This window comes from Weissella thailandensis, from assembly GCF_001932615.1.
Taxonomy (GTDB): Bacteria; Bacillota; Bacilli; order Lactobacillales; family Lactobacillaceae; genus Weissella; species Weissella thailandensis.
In genome coordinates, this window is sequence record NZ_CP014332.1 from 1,182,495 (window position 1) to 1,197,138 (window position 14,644).

The window sequence follows — 14,644 nt, forward strand, 5'->3', positions numbered from 1 at the left end:
AGACTGATTTTAAAGTTTTAGAACTTTCTCATCTAACACTGCATATAATTCTCATGAAAAGGGTTCTATACTTTATCTCTATCTACTATCTATGAATAAATGGTATTCGTACTTTATGCACTTAATACTGAATAGTTAGTTTCTGCTAAAGCAGCATTGAGCGTTTCGGTATCAATCTCTGTTTGACTTTCAAGTACTGCTTTTTTAGTCGCTAAATCAACCTCTACAGATTCAACCCCTTCAATTGCAAAGGTTTGCGTCTTTCCCTCTTGGGCAATCAGTTCATACCCTGAATTATCCACCGCTTTTTGTAGATTTTCTACCGAAAAAGTTGGTTCATTGTATTCTATACTCAACTTTTCTGTTGCTAGGTTCACGGAAGCCTGTGTGACCCCACGTACTTTTTTTGCCACTTTTTCTACTGTCTGCGCACAAGACGCACAGGTCATACCTTCTATGGCAAACGATTTATTCTCCAATTTTTTCGCCACTTATTCTCCATGATGATGTAAATGGCAATCGCATTGCCCTTCTGTACACTGACAATCCACTTCTTCTACTGCGAAAGCTTTTTTCATCTCTAATATTTCTTCTAGTCGCTGGATATCATCGAAGCTTAAGACATGATCTTCAATGATACTCCCTACTACATTCCCGACATTCTTTCGACAAATACGGTTGAAAATATCGTCTGTATAATTTCCTACGGCTTCTTTCTCTTCAATATTGGTAGTATAAATAAATTTTCTACCTTCTTGCTCTGTATTTAGTACGCCTTTTTCAACCAGTCGACCTAAGAGCGTTTTGATAGTGGCTTGTTTCCAGTCCATTTTTTCTTTCAATATGGAGATGATTTCTTTACTAGTCACTCGACCATTCGCCCAGACTACACGCATAACTTCCCATTCAGCATTTGTGATATGAGGGTTAACTACTATTGTACTCATTCTCTTTACCTCCTCATTGTCTACATACGTAAACGTAAATGCTTGAGATAAATTTACTATTGTAAACCATTCTTGTCAAGTCTTTTTTAAATAAATGTAACCAGCTATTATTGCCTTTGTTTTCCTATCTTTACCTAATACTAATTATAAGGTTACCATTGATTTACTTCTTAAATTGATTGAATGTTTATTTTTCTCCGTTTTCTTCTATATCTTCAATTAATTGTTCCATCTCAGCAATTTCTTCTTCTTGGGCTTGGATAATTTCTTCGCTTAATTGCTGTACCCGTGAATCTGTGAGATTGGCATTTTCACTCGTCATAATAGCGGTAGAATGGTGTGGAATCATAGCTCTCATCCAAGCAGTATCATCTACGCCAACTTGGTTTTGAATAAGCCCAAACGATCCCAGCACGAGTAAGACTGAAAGCCCCATTATAACGGCGTTTAATTTTTTATTATCATACATTTTCCACATAAAAGCCATCATAATAATATCCACAACTGCGCCCATCAAAATAGCCATATAAACACGGGTTTGACTCAAGTCAATGTGCGCAAATTCATTGACATTCACAAACATTAGAAAGTACATAATGACTGTTGAGGTTAAAATCATGAGGGCAAATTTTAGGTATTTTAATGTACCACTAGTGATTATTGAGCTAATTCTTCTTCAACAAACCATTTATGATTGCGAACAACTGCTCCGCCATCTGTTGGCTGGTAATCCACCATATAAACATTCGTAGTTACAGCGTCATCAATTATTGCAGTTGCTCCTTCCATACCTTCCATATGGTTGGCTTCTAATGTCACTTCTTCTCCAGGTTGAAATGCGCCTTTGGTTGACTCAGAAATTTCTTCGTGGATAACCCAGCGATGATTTTCCTCTCGTTCTCCACCATTGGTTGGATTGAAAGAAACTTCATAAGCCGTCGTAGCAAATACGCCAGAAACAGTTGCTTCGGCACCTTCCATTCCAGGCATATGACCGTGCTGAAGAATAACAGATTCTCCTACTTTGTACATCGGATTTTAATCTCCTTCCAAGCCTTCTGTAATTTCTCCCGACTCATCATGCTTCATATCTCCCATATTATCCATATCTCTTGTTTTTTTGGACTCGCTAATTATCTGGTTCTCATAGCTATCTTCTAATGATGGTTGATTTTCAAGTGTGTAGTTAGCAAATATTAAATCAGCGTTTTTAATATTAAATGCTTCAGTTAAATCGTCTACTGAAAAATTAGTACTTTGAGAAATCGCCCAGAGAGTATCTCCCCCAACCACTTCGTAATTTTGAAGTTCTTCTAATATATCGTATTGGGAAACATCTGCTTGTACTTCTTCTACTGTACGCGCTCTCCAAAATTGGCTTGAGTCTTGTTCTTCTTCCCCTAATTCTTCTTCTGTTAGCCATTTATGATTTTCAACAGTATCGTCTGTTTCTGTATCCGTGTACGTGACCATATAAACAGTGGTGTCTTCTACCGAATCAATGGTTGCGGTCACCCCTTGCATACCGGGCATATGGCTAGCTTCTAGAACGACTTTGTCACCTACTTGGTAAGGCTCGTCTTGGGCATTTTCAACTTCCTCGTGTACAACCCATTTGTGATTGGCGATTTCCTCTCCTGTTTTGGTATCGTTATAGGTGATTTCATAGGCAATTGAATCAAAGGCACCTACAACCTCACCTGTAGCTCCCATCATTCCTGGCATGTGATCGGTTTGAATCGTTACTTCGCTTCCTTCTGGATAAGTTGGATTTTCTGCCTCTACCAATCCTTCTGGAATTTTCCCAGATTCATCATGTTTCATACCTTCGTGGCCTGTTTGAGATTTATCCGTTGCTTCGCTAGCCACCGTTTTCGAGCCAGCTTGAGCAGCATTATCTGCATCATCAAGTGTATTCGCGCCTACCTTATTCACTAGTGGATAAGAACTTAATAATGCTACAGATAAAAGACCACTTATAATTGTTTTTTTCATACGATTTCTCTCCTTTTTGTAATACAACCTTCGTCTACAAATGTAGTTTAATGAACTTACATGTCGTTTATAATTACCCCTTATCATTGTCAAGCACTTTGATTTTTATCAATTACAAATGAAGACTAATGATCATGGATTAATAAACATTACCTAATCACTTTTTGCCATATTCATTTCTTATAACTATAGGTTGCAACATAAATCTTAACGAAAGATATGGGCTTGATTGAATGCTCAGAAGTCAATAAATTGGACTATTTTTGTTCAGTTAATTAGGCGACATTTGAGATACGATTGGGATTATAAAAATTGATATACCAACCAATGGCTGCTTGGACTTCTGAGCAACCCAGACTGATGTCGACTATTTAGTGAAACCAAAACAATTTTAATCCAAATAACATAGTATTAGTATTTTCAGAAATAGCTTTTGAATCAAAGCCCTTTCAATCCCTTTAAAAGCCGCTTTAAGACATAATAACTTTGCATGGTCTATTGATACACAAAATCTTAAAAAGCGCCTCAAATGAGAGCGTAAAATATCTTGTGTAAATGCATAAAAGATTTTTGAATTGTATAGAAATAGGGAATGCCTTCCCTTATGATATTTAGTAATCACAGAAAACATCACAGGAGGCATTCCCCATGAATGAACTTACCACAGAAATTATCGCTGCACTAGCCCAAAAGCAAGATTTGGACGAAGTTTTTCGTCACCACCTAGAAATTGCGATTAACCAGCTGCTTCAAACCGAACTGGCAGAGTTTTTAGGTTACGAACGCTACTCATACGCTGGGATTAACACTGGTAATAACCGCAACGGCAGTTATGAGCGCTCGTTTGATACGAAGTACGGCCAACTTAACTTAACCATTCCTCGAGATCGCAATGGCCGGTTTGAAAATCATACCTTGCCAGCCTACGGTCGGCACAGTGATAATTTAGAAACAACGGTCATTCAGTTGTATACCAAGGGAATTACCACTGCTGAAATTGCCGAACTCATTGAGAAAATGTACGGTGCTCACTACTCCAAAGCCACGGTTTCCAACATGACTAAAGCCGTCAATGAACAGGTTCAAGCTTTCCAGCAACGTCGACTGGCTTCACAATATGCGGCCATCTTCTTAGATGCCACTTACTTGCCGTTAAAGCGGGATACCGTTCAAAAAGAAGCCGTTCATATTGCGATTGGCATTCGTCCAGATGGTACGAAAGAAGCGCTGAACTACCAAGTGGCGCCAACGGAATCGACTGGAATCTGGACTGAACTGCTGGGAACCTTGATCAAGCAGGGCGTTAAAGATGTGCTGTTGTTTGTGGCCGATGGGTTAGTTGGTTTGGATGAAGGCTTGAATCGGCATTTCCCTAAAGCCAAACGACAACGTTGCCTGGTTCATGTTGGGCGGAATCTGGTGAACAAAGTTCGCGTAAAAGACCGCAAGGCCGTGATCAGTGACTTTAAACAAGTTTATCGGGCCGCCAACCGTGAAGCAGCCGAACTGAAACTGAATGAGTTCGCCAACAACTGGCATCAGACCTATCCCAAATTAATCAAAGATCTGCTTAAAATGCCGAATTTACTCACTTTCATGGACTTTCCACCAGCTATCCGGCAATCACTATACTCCACTAACCTGATTGAGAACTTTAATAAGCATCTCAAGCGCACCACCCACCACAAAGAACAATTTCCAACGGAAGATTCCCTGGATCGCTTCCTGGTTTCTCAGTTTAATGTTTATAACGAGAAGTCTCTGAAGCGGATCCACCGAGGGTTCAAAGGACTCCAGGACACCTTGGAAGCATCATTTATTTAAGTTAGAGGGCATTTCATTTACACAAGATTCTTGACGCTACCAGAAATTATTGTAAGTGCTAAATAAATATACTACTCATTAAATAACATTCGGCTCCTATGATGGAATTACGGACAAACTGTTCGATATAATACATCATAAAGGAGCTTTTTATTATGACAATTAAATATTCAAATGAATTTAAAGAATTGATTGTTAGCTTAAGTCAGACTGGCCGTTCGGCCAACTCACTGGCTAAAGAATACAACGTCAGTGTTTCAACGGTCACTAAGTGGATTAAACAAGCTGATCCTAACAACACTAAAGTGCTATCATCAAATGAACGTGCTCTGATTAAAGAAAATAAACGGTTAAAAGAAGAACTTGATATTTTAAAACGAGCGGCGGTGCTCATGGCAAAAAACTAATTATTAAAGGGCGTGCCCTCGTGTTAGAAGTCGTCAACGCTAATTTACTTGTTGGGCACCGCATTACGCGTATCTTACCAGTACTCAAAATTCCGCGCTCAACCTATTATGATTATCTACATTGGCAGCCAAGTAGAACTGAACGCCGCCGGCATTTAATTAAACAAGAAGTGTTAACGGCTTGGTTAAGATATCCAATGTATGGCTACCCACGATTAACGATCTTACTAAATCAACAGTCTGATATTCACGTTAGTCAGCATCTGGTCTATCAACAAATGTGTGAATTAGGGATTAGATCTAGAATGGTTAAACGAATCAATAAGCCAACCACTTAGACTGATTATGATCAGCGACCAAACTTGATTAAGCAGTTAACTGATCAATCTGGTATTTTATTGACTGATATTACGTACATTCCCCTTAACCATACTTGGTGTTACCTAGCTAGTGTCTATAATCCAGTAACCCGACGGGTTATTGCTTACCAACTTAATACGCAGATGACTAAAGAACTAGCGACTAACGTTATTACCCAAGTCATGGCGCAAGCAGTTAAACCACAAATTATTCATAGTGATATGGGAAGCCAATACACAAGTGACTTATTTAAAAACACTTTATCGAAGTATGGTATCAAGCATTCTTACTCCCGAAAGGGTCAGCCCGGCGATAACGCGCGAATTGAAAGTTTTCATTCAATTTTGAAACGTGAATACGTTAATTTCCAAGATTTTAAGACAATTCATGAAGCAATCGCCGGAATTGATAACTATATTCGTTGGTATAACAGTGATCGTATTTCACTTGTAGCGTAGCTACAGGCTATTAAATTCAATAATGTTGGGGCTTATTTAATATACTCTAAAGCGTTTTTAAAATCTGAACGGGACTAAAACTTTGGCCTCCGAAAATTAAATTAAGTAATTTAAATTGAAAGTCATATTTGTTCGTACTTTTATGTCCGGATTCTTGACATAGGAGCCCACCTCTCAGTATAGAGGTGTCCTTTTTCATTTTCTAGGTACCTTTCTATTAGGCGCTTACGTTACTCTAACAATTACCGTTATCAATGGAATTTAAAAAAGATGACCCCTATTCAATATAGGAGGCATCTTCAAGCAGCTTAATCTCTTGTTTTATTGTGTCCTTGACATGGGTACCATTTTATCGGGAGCTCTCTACCAAACTTTTATTTTTAAATCATTCTTTAAACAACAATGCTTTACTATTTGGATACGTAGGAAATTGGTTCATTGGAACGGTCCAGTCTTGTTCGGGAATACTAAAGTTATATTTATTTACTAATTGGTCAGAAAAGACACGCATACTGTGAAGAGTAATCCATTCTCCTGCACAACGGTGCATATTTCTAAATTCTCCTCCACCTTGCGCAATCATTTCGTATTCTTCTTCATAAGAAATTTCTTTTGTTTTTCCAATATATCTTTTGATATCAAATTTTTCTGGATGATCAATCGTACGAGCGTCATGGTTTGTACCATAAATATCTAAGACAACCCAGCTATCTTTTGGTATTTCGTAACCATCAATTTCTACATCACGAAGAGCGATTGCTGGTAACATAGGAAAGAATGGATAGTAGCGACGCATTTCTTGAATAAAGGAATCTTGTAGGGTATCAAAGTCTTCTTTTAATTGGTCATACAAGTTCGTTTTACTGAAAAGCGCATGCCCCATTAAGGCCATCCAAACCGTCAGTGCTACAGTAGGACGAATGATGTTTAGCAATTCAACTGCTGCAACCTCTACTGGTAATAACTCTCCTTCTAGGTCTTCTGCTTGTGCGAATGTATAGAGGGCAAGATTTTCTTTGCCTGGTACAGGATTTTTGCGAGCTTCTTTTATTAATGATTGAGCCCATCCCTCTGATTCGTTACGGTCTTTTACTCCTTTCAAGTGGTCCGTTGGAGAAGTGATGGCTCCGCTAATCATGGATATTTGATTACTAGCAAGCTTATCGATTTCTTTCGGATCATACTGTGCTAGATTAATTCCAGCCCATTCACAAATAGAGTTAAAGAGAACTCTTTTAGAAAGGTCGAATAACTCAAAAGTGCCATGTTGCTGATCGAGTTCGGTTGCAAGATTTTGATCTAGAATAGCTCTATAGTCTTCCATACGTTCTGGAGTCATCAAATCCATGAAATAATTTTTACGTTGATGGTGTTTCTTTCCATCTATCGTCTGTACGCCGTCTTCACCAAATAAAGTTTTCAATACTGCTTTTGGCATAGACCCTTCCCGCTTGAAGTCTTCAGGATTATAAAATTTACGCGCTGCCTCTTCTCCATAAACGGTTGTAATTTCTTCTGTCAGAAATTCTGCTTTTGCTACTGGAGCATCTGCTTCTTCACGAAGCTCACCTAAAAGGTTATACCCTTTATTAATCAACTCCTTTACATCCGTTAGTTTGATTTTTGTTTCTGGTACTTGTTTCATTATTTCATCTCCTATTTGTTTTATTTCTACTAATAAAAACGTACTATTTAAACAACTCAGTGTCAAAAATACTGCTCACTGGGTCTATACTAATATCCTTCCAGAATACTCCATATAAAACAGTTCATTTTTTAAGCGTCCAAAAAGAACCTATACACCACTGCCTTAACTGGTTTCTATTCAATAGCCCAGCATTCGGACTTTCCCAGAATAAGCTTGTTCATATTCAAGATAATGAAAAACCGCCATCTGTTATTCTTTTAAAATAAGTTTCTTTTAGAATAAATTACGTTGTACCATTTTTTGTGAAAATAACTAGCATCGAAATAAGCCGTAGGCTTCCTTATTTGTAAAATAGCGGAAAGTAGTCAGTTCATTCCATGGTTTGTGTAAAAAAAGTGTCTGTTTTTTTACTCCGCTTTTATTTTTGCGTACGTCAAACAAACGATCCCTTCTAATTTTAAAAAAATTAAGCTACCCAAGCAGTTAGATAAGCTAGATGGTTTTTACTGATCTTATCTTTCGCAAAGGCTAACATAATGAGATAACTCTAGTTAGAGTAATCAAGTATATATTTGGCTCCTATGATGGAATTACGGACAAACTGTTCGATATAATACATCATAAAGGAGCTTTTTATTATGGCAATTAAATATTCAAATGAATTTAAAGAATCGATTGTTAGCTTAAGTCAGACTGGCCGTTCGGCCAACTCACTGGCTAAAGAATACAACGTCAGTGTTTCAACGGTCACTAAGTGGATTAAACAAGCTGATCCTAACAACACTAAAGTGCTATCATCAAATGAACGTGCTCTGATTAAAGAAAATAAACGGTTAAAAGAAGAACTTGATATTTTAAAACGAGCGGCGGTGCTCATGGCAAAAAGCTAATTATTAAAGGGCGTGCCCTCGTGTTAGAAGTCGTCAACGCTAATTTACTTGTTGGGCACCGCATTACGCGTATCTTATCAGTACTCAAAATTCCGCGCTCAACCTACTATGATTATCTACATTGGCAGCCAAGTAGAACTGAACGCCGCCGGCATTTAATTAAACAAGAAGTGTTAACGGCTTGGTTAAGATATCCAATGTATGGCTACCCACGATTAACGATCTTACTAAATCAACAGTCTGATATTCACGTTAGTCAGCGTCTGGTCTATCAACAAATGTGTGAATTAGGGATTAGATCTAGAATGGTTAAACGAATCAATAAGCCAACCACTCAGACTGATTATGATCAGCGACCAAACTTGATTAAGCAGTTAACTGATCAATCTGGTATTTTATTGACTGATATTACGTACATTCCCCTTAACCATACTTGGTGTTACCTAGCTAGTGTCTATAATCCAGTAACCCGACGGGTTATTGCTTACCAACTTAATACGCAGATGACTAAAGAACTAGCGACTAACGTTATTACCCAAGTCATGGCGCAAGCAGTTAAACCACAAATTATTCATAGTGATATGGGAAGCCAATACACAAGTGACTTATTTAAAAACACTTTATCGAAGTATGGTATCAAGCATTCTTACTCCCGAAAGGGTCAGCCCGGCGATAACGCGCGAATTGAAAGTTTTCATTCAATTTTGAAACGTGAATACGTTAATTTCCAAGATTTTAAGACAATTCATGAAGCAATCGCCGGAATTGATAACTATATTCGTTGGTATAACAGTGATCGTATTTCACTTGTAGCGTAGCTACAGGCTATTAAATTCAATAATGTTGGGGCTTATTTAATATACTCTAAAGCGTTTTTAAAATCTGAACGGGACTAAAACTTCGGCCTCCGAAAATTAAATTAAGTAATTTAAATTGAAAGTCAAATTTGTTCGTACTTTTATGTCCGGATTCTTGACATAGGAGCCTTCTCATAAAACTTTTTTTACTATTGAATCAATTTGTGACTATATTTTTGTTTTGAAAATTAACAATTAGCACGTTATTCAACAAACCATACTGACTAAATCTCTGTGCATGTATAATCTCTCATAATTTTGTTGTTTTCATGACTCAGAACCTTTGGTGTAACATACATGCCACTGTATGCACACATCGCATCGATACTGAGGTTTTTTCTAACGGAGTAACAAAATTACTTAGATTTTAGTAACTGTCCTAGACTGTTCTCTCTACACTCTTTTAGAGGCTCCGAGTTAGCTAATTAACAGCTAACCATGATTGCTATAATTCACAAAATACTTTACAATTATCATATTGAAGATTAGTTAAGTAAATTTGATTTTTGAATAAGGTTGTCGAGACATTATTTTATAGTAATCAATTTTTATATCTAGTTTTCAAAGTACATAATCGACTAGCCACTGGTTGGTCTTTTTTTTCGTGCTTATTTTCATTTTTTAGGTTTTCTTAATAAATTAAGCCTTTTTGACAAAAATATAAGCACAAGGTATGTTACAGAAGTATTTCAACTTCCATATCAAACCTTATGCTTATTATTCTACAGACTCCGGACACCTTAAAATTTGGGGATTTTTCATAGCTATGGTATAATTTATTTGTAAACAAAAAGCCCCGTGCTACCAACACGAGGCCCAGGTTACCTTGACGGTAGCTGCTTTAAATAATTTTAAAACCGCCTTGCCAGTCAAAGCATAGGGCGGTTTTTAGTTTGTCCTACTTCTTGTTGTGGTTGTCGATATACGTCAACAACGCCAACAAGAAAGTCGCGAACAATATCACTAAGGACATTGCGTCGTGAACAGACATTTCTGGCTGATCCTCCTTTCGTTAGATTCTGGTGTCCATGAAAAACATTCATAGGCATCACCCTCTTTCTACTAGAAAGTCAGCCACCGCCTTTAACCTGTGCAACTATTATAACATAAAAGAATGCCACAAGCACTAATATAACAGTGTTTGTGGCACTTTTTGTATTGATTAATAATTTAATCTTATTTTTTAAAATTACCAATTATCATCGTTATTTAGCCATGCAGCTACTTCCTCAGGTGTTCTTAGTTCAACAGTTGGTACAAATTGTGAATAAAATTGAATATCTTTTATGGCTTGCTCTGCTTGTCTTCGTTCTTTTGCTTTTCTTAATTTTCTTTGTTCTCGTGACTCCTTCTTACTCATATAACCTCTGTCCTGAAAGCAATCTGTTATCTGATTATATCCGTAAATTAATCATACATCTTTGTCGATGACTAAGCTGGTGTTAACTCCGTAAAACTTTATAGATGCCGTGTAAGTGATTCATCACTGACATCCTGGCTTTGTTCTGCCATCGTCTCTTGCAACATTCGTTCCACTTGTTGCATTTCTTGCCGACTTTGTTTCGTCATCCGTTTAGCAATCTTATTTAATTTACCTAAGGGTACCGCTTTATGTTGCTTAAGTTGTGGCTTTTCTGCTGGTTGCTGTTTTTGCTTCGCTTTTTCAAAATTACCATTAGCTTGTTTATGGAATTTATCATCATTTTCATGACTGCCTGGTTTAAACTGTTCGTTAAACTGCCGATAAATCCCATTTGCCAACTCTTTACGTAATCGTTGATCCTGTGTCTCTGACCATTTCGCTTGACCTTGATGTTGTTGACCATGTGTTGCCGTCATTATGGCATCCATCTTTTGAGCCGTCGTCTTAAATGCTTGATAGTCGTCTTTTAATTCGTGCGTCAATAATTTATCAATTAATGTGTTCATCTGACGATTAGCTGGTGCCATTCGGCTTTTGTCATTCGTCACTAACGTATCAGTGTTACCGACTTTCCAACGTCCTCGTAAATCTTGCGGTAAAATGTCATAAATTTTCTGCAGGTCCGGCGTATATTTATGAGCTTGATCCAGTTTGGTGAGTGAATCTTGCTTAATTTGACCTCGGTAATTACCGACGGCTTCATACACATTTGCCCGTTGCATTTTGGTCGCTTCCGACTCTAGTTCATAACGGAATTTACTTTCAGCTTGATGTTTCGCTTTGAAATCAATGACCCCCTTAGGTTCACCATTTTTGTGCAACATACTAGGGCGGGTTTCAGGTGAAACCTTGGCATACCAAATGTGCATATTTAAGTGATCAGTGTCTTGATGTACTGCGGCAAACCAAACCACATCATCGGGTCCTTCTCCTAAGGGTTGTGGGCCACCTTTTTCGAACAAATCTTTCACGATATGTTGTTCAGCACGTTTCAATTTATCTTGATCTAACTGTTTCGTTTCAGGATCATACAAGCCATTTTCAACTAACCAATCACCCCGCATCGAGAAGGCCATCTCATGTAAAATATTGCCATTGTCCTGTGCTAAATTTAGTGTATCTTCTAGTTTGTTCATTTGCTCATCGGTCATATTTAACGTATCACTATCAAACAACGGGTGTTCATCACCGGTAGCAGAAAAGCGGGAACTATAACCAAAACTATCACTAGCGCGTCGCCCTTGTTCAGCGTCAGTCATATCCTCTAAGGATTGGTTATTTTCATCTATTACCTTTGAACTTTTAGCCGCATAAGTGCGCACTAGATTACCAAATTGTTTACCGGCTTTAGTTGCTTGTGCTGCTGTCGTAAAATGTGTTGGTAATAACACAGCACCTGTTTTCTTTTCCCCCGTTGCAAAATTCGCAAAGCCCCCTGTTTTAGCCATCTGTTTTCACTCCTTGTTGTCGTGCATAAGCTGTTAAACTTTCCTGAACGTCCGTTAAAGTTGCAAAATCTGATTCCGGATAACGGGCAACAGCTCGCGTAATATTTTTATGACTTGTTTGATGCAAAATCCTAGCACATGCATGACTACTTTGTTGATACTGGTTCATTAATAAATGAGAAAATTGCGCTACCCAATAATTTTTTTGCCGATACTTCTTCTCCATTTCAACTTCTTGAACCATCATATTATCTTGAAAGGCAGCTTGACCCGGGTGCAACCAATCTTCTTCATGTAATTTCTCTAAGGCTGCTTGTAAATCAAAATTTTGATTAGTCATGTTTAAACTCCATTCCTTCACCGCGACGGCGCTGACGTTTGTTTGCGAGATCATTTTTACGACGTTTCTGGTAGGCATCATAGTCTTTCGCATACTGACTACTCTCGTCAATTTCTGAACGAATATCCGTTTGAATTATTTCATCAATTTGTCGCGTTGGACCAAAGACTTGCATATTTTCTAAGTAATCCATTGCGGCAATAAATGAGGTCATTTCTTTTAAATCGTTCATCTGTAAATTGATTTGATTTAACATTGGATCTGGGTCATTGATTTCGTCCATACCCTTTAATAACTCACCATACGACAACGTATTATTTTTAGGATTTAAAACGACTTGATTCACAAAAAAAGTTAAGGCAAAGCGATACATCCCACCATTATTATCACCACTAACCCCGACTTCAGGATGCTGACCTAACCAATCTTTTAATGCATCACGGTACCAGGCTTCTTGTTGACTAGTTTTAACAGCGACTTGTCGACGACGGCTATTTTCTTCGGTTGGTTCATGATTCAAAATTTCGGTGATGTTGATCAACCCTCTTAGTTCATCGGAAACTTTTTCATCCAAATCCTCATCGGCAAAATTTTTAAATTTTGCTCGTAAATACTTGATACGATTATGGTTTTTCCGCTGCAATTTTTGACGAAATTCACTTAATGTTTGCATAATTATTTCTCCTCATTTTGTTGTAAAGCTGTGCCTGTATAGTAATTAATTTGCCAACCTGGTTGACTGTTGAAAATATAAACATGAAATTTAATCACATCATCACCAATCGAATGACCAGCCAATTCAATACCCCGTGGTATACGTTCAACGTTTCGATATAATGGCGTCACTTGATAACGAACATAATGCTTTGATGATTGCCGTAAATAAGTTGCAATTTGATTCTCATAAGTTTCCATTGAGGCTTGATTATCTTGTTCATGAATGGCATTCATGGCACGCGTACCTGTCACTAAATTACGAACATCATTGTTCAAGCCAGTCAGCTGATAACCAATTAAATGTGACCGATTGTATAAATAAACTTGTTGATTATTTTGCTTAAATTGATAGACATGATACCCCGGTGTTTTCACCGTTAATGCTTTGCGTTTTGTAGTTGGCATTTGCTGTTTGTTCAACAACGCATTGGCTTGTCTAGGTCGTCCTAACCAATCACGATGAGATAATTTTTGCCAGGGTCCTTCGTCCGTTTTTAAATCATTCGTTGTAAAGTTAGGTTGATTATCATTAACTGCAATCACTTGTTGATTTGTAAAATCTTGTGTGGCTAATTTTTTCTGTGGGTCCTCTTTTTGCGGTGTCTTAGGTGCAACTGTTGACTGACTAAATTGATTAAAAAGATGATCTAAAATAACATCTCGTTTAACAAAAATTAAGATTGCTACCACTGTCATTACTATCACCATTAATCGACGCAACCATCGTCGCTGGTAACCATACATTTTGTTTCTCCTTTTATTCAAATGTATCGTCGTACATGTACTTAATGATTTGTCGAATGCTGTTGGTTAGTGCTGTTAGATCATGCGAAATAGCTGCTTGTGATTCGGTTGTTGCATGCGTTAACGTATTTAATTGTTTTGTCACATCTTGCAAAGGTTCCAACAAAATTTCGTTAGCATTGGCTTGTTCTAAGTTATTCGCAAAGTTCTCAATCACAATCTGTAACAAAGCATTTCGTGAAATATTATTTCGTTCAGCTTCTTCGTCAATAATTTTCAAAGTATGATCAGATAAGTCCCGCATAGTAATTCGATTTACCATTAAATTAAACCTCCATCGTTAAGTCAAAATTCAAATTTCTTATCGTACCTAAATTAAAGTTCAAGTACATCAATAATAAATAACAGGTTAAGGGGAAATGATGTCACGTTGTTCCATAGTCCCGCTGTGCGGGCATTTATTGTGACGTCACCAGTTTTTAAAAACTACCCCATGAATACCCCGGTGGCTACCCCATAACTACACCTCTAAATACCCCACTGCTACACCTAGGGCTACCCCATAGCTAAACCAACCATTAGGAAA

14 protein-coding genes and 3 pseudogenes are annotated in these 14,644 nt (G+C 37.6%); 3 read left to right on the forward strand and 14 right to left on the reverse strand.

What is annotated here, in order from left to right; all coding sequences use genetic code 11:
- Positions 1-113: 113 nt before the first annotated feature.
- The 6 genes and pseudogenes from tcrZ to FOL01_RS11260 all read right to left on the reverse strand — a co-directional run.
- A pseudogene (tcrZ, locus tag FOL01_RS11255) lies at positions 114-248 on the reverse strand (copper chaperone TcrZ); the annotation flags it as partial.
- A 90-nt stretch (positions 249-338) separates the two neighbouring features.
- Positions 339-449 (reverse strand): annotated as a pseudogene (locus tag FOL01_RS11330) (cation transporter); the annotation flags it as partial.
- 42 nt (positions 450-491) lie between these two features.
- Positions 492-947 carry a CopY/TcrY family copper transport repressor gene (locus FOL01_RS05810; RefSeq protein ID WP_075269766.1) on the reverse strand — a complete coding sequence of 152 codons (456 nt, stop codon included), beginning with the start codon at positions 945-947 and terminating at the stop codon, positions 492-494.
- A gap of 187 nt (positions 948-1,134) precedes the next feature.
- Complete coding sequence (locus tag FOL01_RS05815) at positions 1,135-1,530, reverse strand: DUF305 domain-containing protein (protein WP_237342614.1); 396 nt, start codon at positions 1,528-1,530, stop codon at positions 1,135-1,137.
- 74 nt (positions 1,531-1,604) lie between these two features.
- Positions 1,605-1,979 carry a YdhK family protein gene (locus FOL01_RS10885; RefSeq protein WP_083603448.1) on the reverse strand — a complete coding sequence of 125 codons (375 nt, stop codon included), beginning with the start codon at positions 1,977-1,979 and terminating at the stop codon, positions 1,605-1,607.
- A gap of 6 nt (positions 1,980-1,985) precedes the next feature.
- The gene (locus FOL01_RS11260; RefSeq protein ID WP_083603449.1) at positions 1,986-2,942 is read right to left on the reverse strand and encodes a DUF1541 domain-containing protein; all 957 of its coding nucleotides are present in this window, start codon (positions 2,940-2,942) and stop codon (positions 1,986-1,988) included.
- A 648-nt stretch (positions 2,943-3,590) separates the two neighbouring features.
- On the opposite strand from FOL01_RS11260, the gene FOL01_RS05840 reads away from it, so the two are divergent.
- A complete protein-coding gene (locus tag FOL01_RS05840; protein WP_075269769.1) occupies positions 3,591-4,766 on the forward strand; it encodes an IS256 family transposase in 1,176 nt (391 codons plus the stop codon).
- Between the two features lie 155 nt (positions 4,767-4,921).
- Positions 4,922-5,991: pseudogene (locus FOL01_RS05850) on the forward strand (IS3 family transposase).
- 385 nt (positions 5,992-6,376) lie between these two features.
- On the opposite strand, the gene FOL01_RS05855 reads toward FOL01_RS05850, so the two are convergent.
- Positions 6,377-7,636, reverse strand: coding sequence for a cytochrome P450 (locus FOL01_RS05855; protein ID WP_075269771.1), 1,260 nt, complete (start codon positions 7,634-7,636; stop codon positions 6,377-6,379).
- 641 nt (positions 7,637-8,277) lie between these two features.
- Here FOL01_RS05855 and FOL01_RS05865 point away from each other — a divergent pair.
- Positions 8,278-9,347, forward strand: a protein-coding gene (locus FOL01_RS05865; protein ID WP_156834994.1) for an IS3-like element IS1520 family transposase whose coding sequence is annotated in 2 segments (ribosomal slippage) — positions 8,278-8,494 and positions 8,494-9,347 — 1,071 coding nt in all. Because the reading frame shifts where the segments join, the coding sequence is not laid out codon by codon here.
- Between the two features lie 908 nt (positions 9,348-10,255).
- On the opposite strand, the gene FOL01_RS11580 is transcribed toward FOL01_RS05865, so the two are convergent.
- The 7 genes from FOL01_RS11580 to FOL01_RS05890 form a co-directional block, all read right to left on the reverse strand.
- Entirely contained in the window at positions 10,256-10,429 is a 174-nt protein-coding gene (locus FOL01_RS11580; RefSeq protein ID WP_156834995.1) for a hypothetical protein, read from the reverse strand.
- A gap of 146 nt (positions 10,430-10,575) precedes the next feature.
- Complete coding sequence (locus FOL01_RS11075; RefSeq protein WP_156834996.1) at positions 10,576-10,746, reverse strand: hypothetical protein; 171 nt, start codon at positions 10,744-10,746, stop codon at positions 10,576-10,578.
- A 98-nt stretch (positions 10,747-10,844) separates the two neighbouring features.
- Positions 10,845-12,257 (reverse strand): MobP2 family relaxase, encoded by a 1,413-nt coding sequence (gene mobP2 / locus FOL01_RS05870; protein ID WP_075269773.1) that lies wholly within the window; start codon positions 12,255-12,257, stop codon positions 10,845-10,847.
- A complete protein-coding gene (locus FOL01_RS05875) occupies positions 12,250-12,597 on the reverse strand; it encodes a hypothetical protein (RefSeq protein WP_075269774.1) in 348 nt (115 codons plus the stop codon). Before FOL01_RS05875 ends, mobP2 begins: the two co-directional genes overlap by 8 nt.
- A complete protein-coding gene (locus FOL01_RS05880) occupies positions 12,590-13,270 on the reverse strand; it encodes a hypothetical protein (protein WP_075269775.1) in 681 nt (226 codons plus the stop codon). Before FOL01_RS05880 ends, FOL01_RS05875 begins: the two co-directional genes overlap by 8 nt.
- Positions 13,271-13,272: 2 nt before the next feature.
- A complete protein-coding gene (locus tag FOL01_RS05885) occupies positions 13,273-14,010 on the reverse strand; it encodes a DNA/RNA non-specific endonuclease (RefSeq protein ID WP_207649831.1) in 738 nt (245 codons plus the stop codon).
- A 61-nt stretch (positions 14,011-14,071) separates the two neighbouring features.
- Positions 14,072-14,380, reverse strand: a complete 309-nt coding sequence (locus tag FOL01_RS05890; protein ID WP_075269777.1) for a hypothetical protein — start codon at positions 14,378-14,380, stop codon at positions 14,072-14,074.
- Between the last annotated feature and the right edge of the window lie 264 nt (positions 14,381-14,644).

Coding starts and splice junctions, on each gene's coding strand:
- FOL01_RS05890 (WP_075269777.1), bottom strand. CDS start 14,380: ATGGTAAATCGAATTACTATGCGGGACTTATCTGATCATACTTTGAAA.
- FOL01_RS05875 (WP_075269774.1), bottom strand. CDS start 12,597: ATGACTAATCAAAATTTTGATTTACAAGCAGCCTTAGAGAAATTACAT.
- FOL01_RS05810 (WP_075269766.1), bottom strand. CDS start 947: ATGAGTACAATAGTAGTTAACCCTCATATCACAAATGCTGAATGGGAA.
- mobP2 (WP_075269773.1), bottom strand. CDS start 12,257: ATGGCTAAAACAGGGGGCTTTGCGAATTTTGCAACGGGGGAAAAGAAA.
- FOL01_RS11580 (WP_156834995.1), bottom strand. CDS start 10,429: ATGAATGTTTTTCATGGACACCAGAATCTAACGAAAGGAGGATCAGCC.
- FOL01_RS05840 (WP_075269769.1), top strand. CDS start 3,591: ATGAATGAACTTACCACAGAAATTATCGCTGCACTAGCCCAAAAGCAA.
- FOL01_RS11260 (WP_083603449.1), bottom strand. CDS start 2,942: ATGAAAAAAACAATTATAAGTGGTCTTTTATCTGTAGCATTATTAAGT.
- FOL01_RS05855 (WP_075269771.1), bottom strand. CDS start 7,636: ATGAAACAAGTACCAGAAACAAAAATCAAACTAACGGATGTAAAGGAG.
- FOL01_RS05880 (WP_075269775.1), bottom strand. CDS start 13,270: ATGCAAACATTAAGTGAATTTCGTCAAAAATTGCAGCGGAAAAACCAT.
- FOL01_RS05885 (WP_207649831.1), bottom strand. CDS start 14,010: ATGACAGTGGTAGCAATCTTAATTTTTGTTAAACGAGATGTTATTTTA.
- FOL01_RS11075 (WP_156834996.1), bottom strand. CDS start 10,746: ATGAGTAAGAAGGAGTCACGAGAACAAAGAAAATTAAGAAAAGCAAAA.
- FOL01_RS05815 (WP_237342614.1), bottom strand. CDS start 1,530: ATGTTTGTGAATGTCAATGAATTTGCGCACATTGACTTGAGTCAAACC.
- FOL01_RS10885 (WP_083603448.1), bottom strand. CDS start 1,979: ATGTACAAAGTAGGAGAATCTGTTATTCTTCAGCACGGTCATATGCCT.